Below are 12662 nucleotides of genomic sequence, written 5' to 3'. Positions count from 1 at the left end.
CAGCTGGATATGCAAGGGACGCTTCGGCGTCCCTTCTTTCTTGAGCCCCCCATGCCCCACCCTCCTTGGGGGAGGGTGTGCCCTGCACCTTCACAGGTGAAACCCACGGCCCCGGGTAGAGTCCGCAGGCGTGCACCTCAAGGCCCTCACGCTCCGCGGTTTCAAGTCGTTCGCCTCCGCCACCACGCTGAGGTTCGAACCGGGGATCACCTGCGTCGTCGGCCCCAACGGCTCCGGCAAGTCCAACGTCGTGGACGCCCTGTCCTGGGTCATGGGCGAACAGGGCGCGAAGTCGCTGCGCGGCGGCAAGATGGAGGACGTCATCTTCGCCGGCACCACCGGGCGGCCGCCGCTCGGCCGGGCCGAGGTCTCGCTGACCATCGACAACTCCGACGGCGCCCTGCCCATCGACTACGCCGAGGTCACCATCACGCGGATCATGTTCCGCGGCGGCAGCAGCGAATACCAGATCAACGGCGACACCTGCCGGCTGCTGGACATCCAGGACCTGCTGTCCGACTCCGGCATCGGCCGCGAGATGCACGTCATCGTCGGCCAGGGCCAGCTCGACTCCGTCCTGCACGCCGACCCGATGGGCCGCCGCGCCTTCATCGAGGAGGCGGCCGGCGTCCTCAAGCACCGCAAGCGCAAGGAGAAGGCGCTGCGCAAGCTGGACGCGATGCAGGCCAACCTCGCCCGCGTCCAGGACCTCACCGACGAGCTGCGCCGCCAGCTGAAGCCGCTCGGCCGGCAGGCCGCGGTCGCCCGGCGCGCCGCCGTCATCCAGGCCGACCTGCGCGACGCCCGGCTGCGGCTGCTCGCCGACGACCTCGTACGCCTCAAGGAGGCCCTCGAGGCCGAGGTCGCCGACGAGGCCGCGCTGCTCGCCCGCAAGGAGACGGCCGAGGCCGAGCTCAGGGCCGCCCTCACCCGGGAAGCCGAACTGGAGGACGAGGTGCGCCGCCTCGCCCCACGGCTCCAGCACGCCCAGCAGATTTGGTACGAGCTCTCGCAGCTCGCCGAACGCGTCCGCGGCACGGTCTCCCTCGCCGACGCGCGCGTGAAGAGCGCCACCGACCGGCCCGTCGAGGAACGGCGCGGCCGCGAACCCGAGGACATGGAACGCGAGGCCGCCCGCATCCGCGAACAGGAGGCCGAACTGGAGGCCGCCCTGGAGGCCGCCGAGCGCGCCCTGGAGGACACGGTCGCCCACCGCGCCGAACTGGAACGCGCCCTCGCCGTGGAGGAACGCCGCCTCAAGGACGTCGCCCGCGCCATCGCCGACCGCCGTGAGGGCCTGGCCCGGCTGCACGGCCAGGTCAACGCGGCCCGCTCGCGCGCCGCGTCCGCCCAGGCCGAGATCGACCGGCTCGCCGCCGCCCGCGACGAGGCGGGGGAGCGGGCCGCCCTCGCCCAGGAGGAGTACGAGCGGCTGAAGGCGGAGGTCGACGGGCTCGACGCCGACGACACCGAACTGGGCGAGCGCCACGAGGCAGCCCGCCGGGAGCTCGCCGACGCCGAGGCCGCACTCGCCGCCGCCCGCGACGCCGCCGGAGCCGCCGACCGAGCCCGCGCCGCCACCCGCGCCCGCCACGACGCCCTCGCCCTCGGCCTGCGCCGCAAGGACGGCACCGGCGCCCTCCTCACCGCCGGCCTGGCCGGCCTCCTCGGCCCGGCCGCCGAGCTCCTCACCGTCACCCCGGGCCACGAGATCCCGCTCGCCGCCGCCCTCGGCGCGGCCGCCGACGCCCTCGCCGTCACCGGCCCCACCGCCGCCGCCGAGGCCCTCCGCCTCCTGCGCAAACAGGACGCGGGCCGCGCCGCCCTGCTCCTCGCGGGCGAGCCGCACCAGGCCGCCGAGCCGCCCGCCGCCACGACGGTCGGCGGTGTCGGCGTCGTCCCCGCCGCGCGACTGGTCACCGGACCCGACGAACTCCTCGCAGCCGTACGGCGGCTGCTGGAGGACGTCGTCGTGGTCGGCACGCTGGACGAGGCGGTCGAGGTGGTGCGGGCACGGCCCGAGCTCACGGCCGTGACGGCGGAAGGCGACCTGCTCGGGGCGCACCTCGCGCAGGGCGGCTCCGCCGGTGCGCCCAGCCTCCTGGAGGTGCAGGCGTCCGTGGACGAGGCGGCGGCCGAACTGGCCGACCTGGAGGTGCGCTGCCGGGAGTCGGCGGCCGCGCAGGAGGAGGCCGCCGAGCGCAGGCGGGAGGCGGCGCGGCTGGTCGAGGAGCTGGGGGAGCGGCGCCGCGGCGCCGAGCGGGAGAAGTCGGCCGTGGCCCAGCAGCTCGGGCGGCTCGCCGGGCAGGCCAAGGGCGCCGCCGGCGAGGCCGAGCGTGCCGCCGCCGCTGCCTTTCGCGCCCAGGAGGCCCTGGAGAAGGCGCTCGTCGAGGCGGAGGAGCTGACCGAGCGGCTGCTCGTCGCCGAGGAGACCCCGGCCGACGAGGAACCCGACACCTCCGTGCGGGACCGGCTCGCCATCGACGGCTCCAACGCCCGCCAGACCGAGATGGAGGCCCGGCTCCAGGTCCGCACCCACGAGGAGCGGGTCAAGGGCCTGGCCGGACGGGCGGACTCCCTGGACCGGGCGGCCCGCGCCGAGCGCGAGGCCCGGGCACGCGCCGAACAGCGCCGGGCGCGGCTGCGCCACGAGGCCGAGGTCGCCGCCGCCGTCGCCTCGGGCGCCCGGCAGCTCCTCGCCCACATCGAGGTGTCCCTGGTCCGGGCCGAGCGGGAACGCGCCCTCGCCGAAGCCGGCAAGAGCGCCCGCGAGCAGGCCCTCGCCGCCGCCCGGGCCCGGGGCCGGGAACTGAAGGCCGAGCTCGACAAGCTCACCGACTCCGTCCACCGCGGCGAGGTCCTGGGAGCGGAGAAGCGGCTGCGGATCGAGCAGCTGGAGGCCCGCTCGCTGGAGGAGCTCGGCGTGGAGCCGGCCACGCTCGTCGACGAGTACGGCCCCCGTCAGCCCGTACCGCCGTCGCCGCCCGCCGAGGGCGAGGAGCTTCCCGAGGACCCGGAGCACCCGCGCAACCGGCCGCGCCCCTTCGTCCGTTCGGAGCAGGAGAAGCGGCTCAAGGCGGCCGAGCGGGCGTACCAGCAGCTCGGCAAGGTCAACCCGCTCGCCCTGGAGGAGTTCGCCGCCCTGGAGGAGCGGCACCAGTTCCTCTCCGAGCAGCTGGAGGACCTGAAGAAGACCCGGGCCGACCTCCTTCAGGTCGTGAAGGAGGTGGACCTGCGCGTCGAGCAGGTGTTCACCGAGGCGTACCGGGACACGGCCCGCGAGTTCGAGGGCGTGTTCGCGCGGCTCTTCCCGGGCGGCGAGGGCCGGCTGGTGCTGACGAACCCGGCCGACATGCTCACCACCGGCGTCGACGTGGAGGCCCGTCCGCCGGGCAAGAAGGTCAAGCGGCTCTCGCTGCTGTCCGGCGGCGAGCGCTCGCTGACGGCGGTGGCGCTGCTGGTGTCGATCTTCAAGGCGCGGCCGAGCCCGTTCTACGTGATGGACGAGGTCGAGGCGGCCCTCGACGACACCAACCTCCAGCGGCTCATCCGGATCATGCAGGAGCTCCAGGAGTCCTCGCAGCTGATCGTCATCACGCACCAGAAGCGGACGATGGAGGTCGCGGACGCGCTGTACGGCGTTTCCATGCAGGGCGACGGGGTATCGAAGGTCATCAGCCAGCGACTGCGCTGAGATGACTCTCTTCAAGTTCTGAACACAAGAGGTCATGGAGTGCGTGACAAGTCATACGACATTCCCTCTTGACTTCGAAACCTGAAGGAATAGTCTCTGCAACGTTGCTTTTACCTTCAAGTGGTGGGCGGCGTGAAGTTGTGCGCCACTGGAAGGGCTCGCCCCCCACCGCACCGGCGACGCTGCCGGAGCCCCGAGGAGTCCCCGTGACCAGCACCGCGCAGGCGCCCACACCGCCTCCGTCCGAGGGCCGTTCGGCCCACCCGGACCACATCGGACACGTCATCTTCATCACGGCCTCGGCCGCGATGGGAGGCTTCCTCTTCGGTTACGACAGTTCCGTCATCAACGGCGCCGTCGAGGCCATCCGCGACCGCTACGACATCGGCTCCGGCACCCTCGCCCAGGTCATCGCCATCGCCCTGATCGGCTGCGCCATCGGCGCCGCCACCGCGGGCCGCATGGCCGACCGCATCGGCCGCATCCGCTGCATGCAGATCGCCGCCGTCCTCTTCACCATCAGCGCCGTCGGCTCCGCGCTGCCCTTCGCCCTGTGGGACCTGGCCTTCTGGCGGATCGTCGGCGGCTTCGCCATCGGCATGGCCTCCGTGATCGGCCCCGCCTACATCGCCGAGGTCGCCCCCGCCGCGTACCGCGGCCGGCTCGGCTCCTTCCAGCAGGCCGCCATCGTCATCGGCATCGCCATCTCCCAGCTGGTCAACTACGGCATCCTCCAGCTCGCCGACGGCGACCAGCGCGGCGAGATCGCCGGCCTGGAGGCCTGGCAGTGGATGCTCGGCGTGATGGTCGTGCCCGCGCTCCTCTACGGCCTGCTCTCCTTCGCCATCCCCGAGTCCCCGCGCTTCCTGATCTCCGTCGGCCGCGTCGACAAGGCCAAGGAGGTCCTCGCCGAGGTCGAGGGCCGCGGCGTGGACCTGGACCGCCGGGTCGCCGAGATCGACCAGGCCATGCGCCGCGAGCACAAGTCCACCTTCAAGGACCTCCTCGTCGCCGGCTCGAAGTCCAAGCTGCTCCCCATCGTCTGGGTCGGCATCGGACTCTCCGTCTTCCAGCAGCTCGTCGGCATCAACGTCGCCTTCTACTACTCCGCGACGCTCTGGCAGTCCGTCGGCATCGACCCGTCGAGCTCCTTCCTGTACTCCTTCACCACGTCGATCATCAACATCGTCGGCACCGTGATCGCGATGGTCCTGGTCGACCGGGTCGGCCGCCGCCCGCTCGCCCTCGTCGGCTCCGCCGGCATGGCCCTCGCCCTCGCCGTCGAGGCATGGGCCTTCTCCGCCGACCTCGTCGACGGCAAGCTGCCCGAGACGCAGGGCGTCGTGGCCCTCGTCGCCGCCCACGTCTTCGTGCTCTTCTTCGCCCTGTCGTGGGGCGTGGTCGTCTGGGTCTTCCTCGGCGAGATGTTCCCCAACCGCATCCGCGCCGCCGCCCTCGGCGTCGCCGCCTCCGCCCAGTGGATCGCCAACTGGGCCATCACCGCCAGCTTCCCGTCCCTCGCGGACTGGAACCTCTCCGGCACCTACGTGATCTACACGATCTTCGCCGTGCTCTCGATCCCCTTCGTGCTCAAGTTCGTGAAGGAGACCAAGGGCAAGGCGTTGGAGGAGATGGGCTAACCCCCGCTGCCCCTCTCCTCGGAACGCGAGACCGCCCCGGGGCCAGGTCCACACCTGGCGCCGGGGCGGTCCGGCGTTACCGGCCGGGACGGACTCCCGCTATGCCGCCGGGCCACCGCTCGTGACGCCCAGATCCGCCCGGGCCCGCTCGTGATAGCGGTTCATCAGCTCGATCAGCTCACCCTCCGCGTCGCCCCCTTCACCGTTCCTGGTCGCGATCTCCTCCCGCCACAGGGCGAGGTTGACGGCGTGGGCGGCCTCGATCGCCGCCGGCAAGGCCAGCAGGACGAGGGTTTCGAAGAGCACGGACCGCCGCAGCTCGGCCGTCTCCATGCGGGTCAGGTAGTCCGCCCGTTCGTCCGACCCCTCCGCCGCCTGGCGGGCCCGCTTGGCCGTACTGGATATCTCCTTCACACACTCGGCGTACTCGATGTAGGTGGCGAGCTTGCGCTCGTCCCAGCGCGTCGCCATGGTCCGGCGGTGCCGCGTGCGCTCGGCCGCGGAGGTCACGAGGAACGAGGTCAGGGCACCGGCGAGGACGCCGACGAGGGTCACTATCTGACTGATCACGAGAGCGAACACTGGCCGCACGGGGCCCCCTTGGCAAGCCCGCCCGGTTCGCGTGCCGTCCCGACGCTAGGAGACGGCGTCCCGGGCCGTCAGCCGCGGCAGTACGCCGTCACAGAACAGCTCCACGCTCCGCCACCCCTCCTCGACCGGCATCCCGCCGCACAGCGGATGCAGCACCAGGCTCTCCAGCTCCCGCCCGAGCGCCACGCACTCCTCGGGCGTCACCACCCGGTACACACCCTCCGCCCGCAGCTCGGCCACCGTCCGCGCGCCCGAGCGCACCGCCGAGCGGATGTCCTTCGACTGCCAGGACGCGTAGGTCCGCGCCTCGTGCAGGAAGTGCTCCCCGTACCGCGCCCAGGTGCGGTCCGGATCCTCCGAGACGTGCAGCAGCGGGGTCTCGCGGGCCGGCATCATCGTCCAGCCCTCCGTCCCGTACGCGGCGCACCGCTCCCGGTAGTACGCCTCCAGTTCCGGCAGGTGCGCGCTCGGGAACAGGGGAAGTCCCAGCCGGGCCGCCCGGCGGGCGGCCGCCTTCGACGAGCCGCCCACGAGCAGCAGCGGGTGCGGCCTGGTCAACGGCCGCGGGGTGACCCGTACCGTACGGCCCCGGTACGGGAAGGGCTCGCCGGACCAGGCGGCGAGCAGGGTCTCCAGGAGTTCGTCCTGGAGCCTGCCGCGCCGCCCCCAGTCCACCCCGCGCTCCTCGTACTCCTCCGGCCGGTAGCCGATCCCCGCCACCGTCACGAGGCGGCCCCCGCTCAGCAGGTCCAGGACCGCGATCTCCTCCGCGAGCCGCAGCGGGTCGTGCAGCGGGCCGATGGCCGCCGAGACCGTCACCGCGATCCTCTTCGTCGCGCCGAAGACCGCGCCCGCGAAGACGAAGGGGGAGGGGAGCCAGTTGTTCGCCGCCCCGTGGTGCTCCTCGGTCTGCACCGTGTCGACGCCGTGGGCGTCGGCACGGGCCGCCATCTCCAGGGCCGCCCGGTAGCGGGCCGAGAGGGAGACGGGACCGGCGTGCGGGTCGACGAGGTTGAAGCGGACGACGGTGAACGGCATGGGAAGTCCCCCTCCACGGATGCGTCGTGGAGGGGGACGTTAGCTGACGAAGTGTCAGATGGAAACGGTCTCGCGCGCCCCGGCGGGCTCGTCGGCCACCGGCGCGGCGGCCGCGCGGTCCCGCGGCAGCACCGCGTACAGCACCGCCGCCACCACGATCGTCGCCGCCCAGCCGAGCCCGTTCCGGCCGATCCACGAGGACGCCAGCGGCCCCGCGAACCAGTCGACCTTCGTGAACAGCAGGCCCGCCACCAGCGCCACGGCCCACGCCGTCATCGCCTGCCAGGCGAAACCGCCCCGGTACCAGTAGGCGCTGGTCCGCCCCGTGTCCATCAGCGCCTCCGCGTCGTACGACGTACGCCGCAGCATGTCCACGCCGAAGACGCCGATCCACGCCGAGAACGCCACCGCGAGCAGCGTGAGGAAGGAGATGAACGAACCGATGAAGCTGGTCGCCACCACCATCAGCAGGAAGCCGAAGACCAGGCTGATCACCGCGTTCACGCTCACCGCCGCCGCCCGCGACACCTTGATGCCGAGGGTCTGCGCGGTGAAACCGGCCGAGTACATCGACATCGAGTTGATCAGCAGCATCCCGATCAGGGCGATCAGCAGGTACGGCACCGAGATCCAGGCCGGCAGCAGCTCGCCGATGAAGGACACCGGGTCCTGCGCCGAGGCCAGGTCCGGCGTCGACACCGCCATCACCGCACCCATCAGCACCATCGGCAGCACGACGATCCCCGCGCCGCCCACGGTCGAGCCCACCACGGCCTTCGACGAGGCGGTGCGCGGCAGATAGCGGGTGAAGTCGGGGCCCGAGGGCACCCAGCTGATGCCGCCCGCCGCGATCGTGCCGATGCCGGCGACCAGCATCGCCGTCGAACCGGCCGGCTTGGCGAAGACGGCCGACCAGTCGGTGTTCGCCACCAGATAGACGAGCACCAGCACCGAGAACGCGCCGAAGAGGTACGTCGACCAGGTGCTGCACACCCGCAGCGCGTTGATCCCGAGCCCGGAGACCAGGAAGGTGCAGGAGACGAAGGCCAGCAGCGTCACCACGATCAGGAACGTGTTGGACTTCACGCCGAACAGCAGGTCGAGCACCGTGAGCACCGCATAGGCGCCGGTGACCGCGTTGATGGTCTCCCAGCCCCAGCGGGCCACCCAGATCAAGGACCCGGGAAAAAGGTTTCCGCGCTGACCGAACACCGCCCGCGACAGCGCCATGCCCGGCGCGCCGCCCCGCTTCCCGGCGATCGAGATCACACCCACGATCCCGTACGACAGGACCGGCGCGGCCACCGCCACCAGCAGCACCTGCCAGAAGTTCAGGCCGTTGAAGACGATCAGACCCGCGCCCATGGTGAGCAGCAGCACACTGATGTTGGCGGCGACCCAGGTCGGGAAGAGCTCACGGACCCGGCCGGTCCGCTCGGCGTCGGGGACGGGTTCGAGGCCGCGGCTCTCCAGCGTGCCGCCGCTCGGCACGCCTTCGGTCTCGGGCGCGTGGGGCATAGGGGTACTCCGTCGTACAGATGGGGGGAACCACCACTCTACGTGCTCCGCCTCAGGCGCCCTCGTGGCCGATACTGGTCCCGTTATGGAACTCATCCTTGCTGTAGTCATCGCTCTCGTCGTCGCGGTCGCCGTGACCAGCGGGCTCGTGATCAGCGGTCGCAAGAAGAAGCAGCTGCCGCCGGCCGAGCCGCCGTCCACCACGCCGACCATCACCGCTCCGCCCGCCGAACCGCACGTCGGCGACGAGGCGGAGACACCGCGGGAAGAACCACGCCGCACCGTCGAGGAGGTCGAGCTCCCCACCGCCGAGGCCCCCGAGGCCCCGGTCGCCGTCGAGGAGCCGCCCGCCCCCGAGGCCCCCGCCATCGAGGTGCCCGAGCCCACCGCCGGCCGTCTCGTCCGGCTCCGGGCCCGGCTCGCCCGCTCCCAGAACTCCCTCGGCAAGGGGCTGCTCACGCTCCTGTCCCGCGAGCACCTCGACGAGGACACCTGGGAGGAGATCGAGGAGACCCTCCTCACCGCCGACGTCGGCGTCGCCCCCACCCAGGAGCTCGTCGAGCGACTGCGCGAGCGCGTCCGGGTCCTCGGCACCCGCACCCCCGAGGAGCTGCGCGGCCTGCTGCGCGAGGAGCTCATCGCCCTCCTCGGCCCCGACCTCGACCGCACGGTGAAGACCGAGAGCCCCGAGGACGTCCCGGGCGTCGTGATGGTCGTCGGCGTCAACGGCACCGGCAAGACCACCACCACCGGCAAGCTGGCCCGCGTCCTGGTCGCCGACGGCAAGTCCGTCGTCCTCGGTGCCGCCGACACCTTCCGCGCCGCCGCCGCCGACCAGCTCCAGACCTGGGGCGAGCGGGTCGGCGCGCGCACCGTGCGCGGCCCCGAGGGCGGCGACCCGGCCTCCATCGCGTACGACGCCGTCAAGGAGGGCATCGCCGAGAAGGCCGATGTCGTCCTCATCGACACCGCCGGCCGCCTGCACACCAAGACCGGCCTCATGGACGAGCTCGGCAAGGTCAAGCGCGTCGTCGAGAAGCACGGCCCGCTCGACGAGATCCTCCTCGTCCTCGACGCCACCACCGGCCAGAACGGCCTCATCCAGGCCCGGGTCTTCGCCGAGGTGGTCGACATCACCGGCATCGTCCTGACCAAGCTCGACGGCACCGCCAAGGGCGGCATCGTCGTCGCCGTCCAGCGCGAGCTGGGCGTCCCGGTCAAGCTGGTCGGCCTGGGCGAGGGCCCGGACGACCTCGCCCCCTTCGAGCCGGCCGCGTTCGTCGACGCGCTCATCGGCGACTGACGCTCCCGGCGCCCATCGGCCCGTACGAGAAGGGCCCCTGCCGCAGCTCAACGGCAGGGGCCCTTCTCCATGCGGCCGGCGCGGCCGGCTTCACGCGGCCGGATCTCAGAAGTGCGTCCGATGGCAGATGTACGCCAGCGTCCCCAGCAGCAGCCGGGCCTGCGGCGGCGCGCCCGCCGTGTCCAGCGTCGGTGGCCGCAGCCAGCGCACCGGGCCGAGGCCGCCGAGGTCCGAGGGCGGGGCCGTGACGTGGGCGCCCGGCCCCAGGCAGTGCAGGTCGAGATCGGCGTCGTCCCAGCCCATCCGGTACAGCAGCTCCGGCAGCTCGGCCGCCGCGCCCGGAGCCACGAAGAACTGCGCCCGCCCGGTCGGCGTCGCGCACACCGGCCCCAGCGGCAGCCCCATCCGCTCCAGACGCACCAGCGCCCGCCGGCCCGCCGCCTCCGCGACCTCGATCACGTCGAAGGAACGGCCGACCGGCAGCAGGACCGCCGCCCCCGGATACCGCGCCCACGCCTCCGTCGCCTCGTCGAGGCCCGCGCCCGCCGGAACCGGCTCGGCGAAGCCGAGCGGATGCGCCCCCGGGGCCGTACAGTCCGGATCGCCGCAGGAACAGCGGCCGGCCGCCGCCCGCGCTCCCGGGACCACGTCCCAGCCCCACAGCCCGGTGTACTCGGCCACCGCTGTGCACTCCGTGGTGCGTACGCGGCGACGTGAGCCGGACCGCATCTCACGAATGCCGCCGATCGTGAAGCCCATGCCCCCTCCAACGGGTCGGACGCGCCGGTGGTTACGGACCGGAGGTCCACCGCCACCCTCCGTCGCCACTCAGGGCGCGCGGTGGTGCGAGTGGTGGTGCGCACCGCCGCGCGCGCCTCCTCGCGCTGCGGTCCGCCGACCCCGTTCCGTCGCATGTCAAGTGAATCGCGTTCCACGCGTGGCGAGTTCATTCGAAGGGGTGGCGAATGGTGGCGTTTCTTGAAACGCCATGTCCGGACGGGTGATCGTAGGATTACCTTCGGTACACGAACCCCGGCGCGGAGCGCACGCACGGGTATGCCGGAGGCAACCCGGTTTTCCGTTCGAAGGAGTAGAAACACCGGACGAACACCGGGGAACAGGGCATCCTGTCAGGGGTTCGCACGACGACATCAGGTGGATGGGGGCGTTCCAGTGGGCGGCAACGGCGCAGACGGTACGACTGCCGGCAAGCGCCCCAACGAGCAGCTGGGCTCGTGGTTCGTGCGCAGCGGCTGGTCGAAGGGCGAGCTGGCGCGCCAGGTGAACCGCAGGGCACGCCAGATGGGCGCGCACCACATCTCCACCGACACCTCCCGGGTGCGCCGCTGGCTCGACGGCGAACAGCCCCGCGAGCCCATCCCGCGGATCCTGTCCGAACTGTTCTCCGAGCGCTTCGGTTCCGTCGTCGCCATCGAGGACCTCGGCCTGCGCACCGCCCACCAGTCGCCGTCCGTGTCCGGCGTCGACCTTCCCTGGGCCGGCCCGCAGACCGTCTCCCTCCTCAGCGAGTTCTCCCGCAGCGACCTCATGCTCGCCCGCCGCGGCTTCCTCGGCTCCTCGCTCGCGCTGGCCGCCGGCCCCGCGCTCATCGAACCGATGCAGCGCTGGCTCGTGCCCACCCCGGCCGGCGAGCCCGAGCGGCCCGACGGCCCCGGCGAGGAGCGGCGCACGCACCGGCTCTCCCCGGTCGAGCTCGACCTCCTCGAATCCACCACCGCGATGTTCCGCCAGTGGGACGCCCAGTGCGGCGGCGGACTGCGCCGCAAGGCCGTCGTCGGCCAGCTGCACGAGGTCACCGACCTCCTCCAGGAGCCCCAGCCCGCCGCCACCGCCCAGCGCCTGTTCCGCTGCGCCGCCGAACTCGCCGAGCTCGCCGGCTGGATGAGCTACGACGTGGGCCTCCAGCCCACCGCCCAGAAGTACTTCGTGCTCGCCCTGCACGCCGCCAAGGAAGCCGGCGACAAGCCGCTGGGCTCGTACATCCTCTCGTCCATGAGCCGCCAGATGATCCACCTCGGCCGGCCCGACGACGCCCTCGAACTCATCCACCTCGCCCAGTACGGCAGCCGCGACTGCGCCACCCCGCGCACCCAGGCCATGCTGTATGCGATGGAGGCCCGCGCCTACGCCAACATGGGCCAGCCCTCCAAGTGCAAGCGGGCCGTCCGCATGGCCGAGGACACCTTCGCCGACGTCGGCCTCGACGGCGAACCCGAGCCGGACTGGATCCGCTTCTTCTCCGAGGCCGAGCTCAACGGCGAGAACTCCCACTCCTACCGCGACCTCGCCTACGTCGCCGGACGCTCCCCGACCTACGCCTCGCTCGCCGAACCCGTCATGGAACGGGCCGTCGAGCTCTTCGAGAAGGACCCCGAGCACCAGCGCAGCTACGCCCTCAACCTCATCGGCATGGCCACCGTCCACCTCCTCAAGCGGGAACCGGAGCAGTCCGTCGTCCTCGCCGAGAAGGCCCTCACCGTCGCCCGCCGGGTCCGCTCCGAGCGCGTCAACACCCGACTGCGCAAGACCGTCGACACCGCCGCCCGCGACTTCGGTGACGTCGCCGAAGTCGTCCAGCTCACCGACCGGCTCACCGCCCTCCTCCCCGAGACGGCCGAGGCCGTCTGACCGGACCCGCGACCCGCCCGCCCCAAGACCCCGGCCGCGCCGGCCGTCCCGTAAAGCCCGACTCGGCTCCCCCGCCGCAAGGACATACGGACGCCGGCGCGGCCGGCCCGTTCCCGGCGCACGGCCCGAGGCCCGTTGCCGGAGCGGTCGGCCCCCGCCCGGACCGTGGCCCGTTCCCGGTCCGCGACCGGCCCCTGCCCGGACCGTGGCCCGTTCCCGGTCCGCGGCC

8 protein-coding genes are annotated in these 12662 nt (G+C 72.5%); 4 read left to right on the top strand and 4 right to left on the bottom strand.

The annotated features are described in order from the left end of the window. Positions 1-130: 130 nt before the first annotated feature. A complete protein-coding gene (gene smc / locus ABD954_RS09130) occupies positions 131-3694 on the top strand; it encodes a chromosome segregation protein SMC (RefSeq protein ID WP_345485377.1) in 3564 nt (1187 codons plus the stop codon). Between the two features lie 206 nt (positions 3695-3900). Further along, a complete protein-coding gene (locus ABD954_RS09125) occupies positions 3901-5334 on the top strand; it encodes a sugar porter family MFS transporter (RefSeq protein ID WP_345485376.1) in 1434 nt (477 codons plus the stop codon). Between the two features lie 99 nt (positions 5335-5433). Here ABD954_RS09125 and ABD954_RS09120 read toward each other — a convergent pair whose 3' ends face one another. From ABD954_RS09120 to ABD954_RS09110, 3 genes are all read right to left on the bottom strand, one after another. Beyond that, positions 5434-5904, bottom strand: coding sequence for a hypothetical protein (locus tag ABD954_RS09120; protein WP_345485375.1), 471 nt, complete (start codon positions 5902-5904; stop codon positions 5434-5436). A 66-nt stretch (positions 5905-5970) separates the two neighbouring features. Beyond that, on the bottom strand, positions 5971-6963 hold the full coding sequence (locus ABD954_RS09115) for an LLM class flavin-dependent oxidoreductase (RefSeq protein WP_345485374.1): 993 nt from the start codon (positions 6961-6963) through the stop codon (positions 5971-5973). A gap of 54 nt (positions 6964-7017) precedes the next feature. Further along, a complete protein-coding gene (locus ABD954_RS09110) occupies positions 7018-8481 on the bottom strand; it encodes a cytosine permease (RefSeq protein ID WP_345485373.1) in 1464 nt (487 codons plus the stop codon). Positions 8482-8566: 85 nt separating this feature from the next. Between ABD954_RS09110 and ftsY the strand changes: the two genes are divergently transcribed. Then, complete coding sequence (gene ftsY, locus ABD954_RS09105; RefSeq protein WP_345485372.1) at positions 8567-9784, top strand: signal recognition particle-docking protein FtsY; 1218 nt, start codon at positions 8567-8569, stop codon at positions 9782-9784. A 105-nt stretch (positions 9785-9889) separates the two neighbouring features. Here the strand turns inward: ftsY and ABD954_RS09100 are convergent, their stop codons facing one another. Further along, positions 9890-10543 carry a bifunctional DNA primase/polymerase gene (locus tag ABD954_RS09100; RefSeq protein WP_345485371.1) on the bottom strand — a complete coding sequence of 218 codons (654 nt, stop codon included), beginning with the start codon at positions 10541-10543 and terminating at the stop codon, positions 9890-9892. Between the two features lie 414 nt (positions 10544-10957). Between ABD954_RS09100 and nsdA the strand changes: the two genes are divergently transcribed. Then, positions 10958-12433 (top strand): transcriptional repressor NsdA, encoded by a 1476-nt coding sequence (gene nsdA, locus ABD954_RS09095; RefSeq protein WP_345485370.1) that lies wholly within the window; start codon positions 10958-10960, stop codon positions 12431-12433. Positions 12434-12662 lie beyond the last annotated feature (229 nt).

This window comes from Streptomyces roseoviridis (assembly GCF_039535235.1).
Taxonomy (GTDB): Bacteria; Actinomycetota; Actinomycetes; order Streptomycetales; family Streptomycetaceae; genus Streptomyces; species Streptomyces roseoviridis.
The sequence above is the reverse complement of the archived record's forward strand: the minus strand, read 5'-3'. Positions and strand labels throughout refer to the sequence as shown.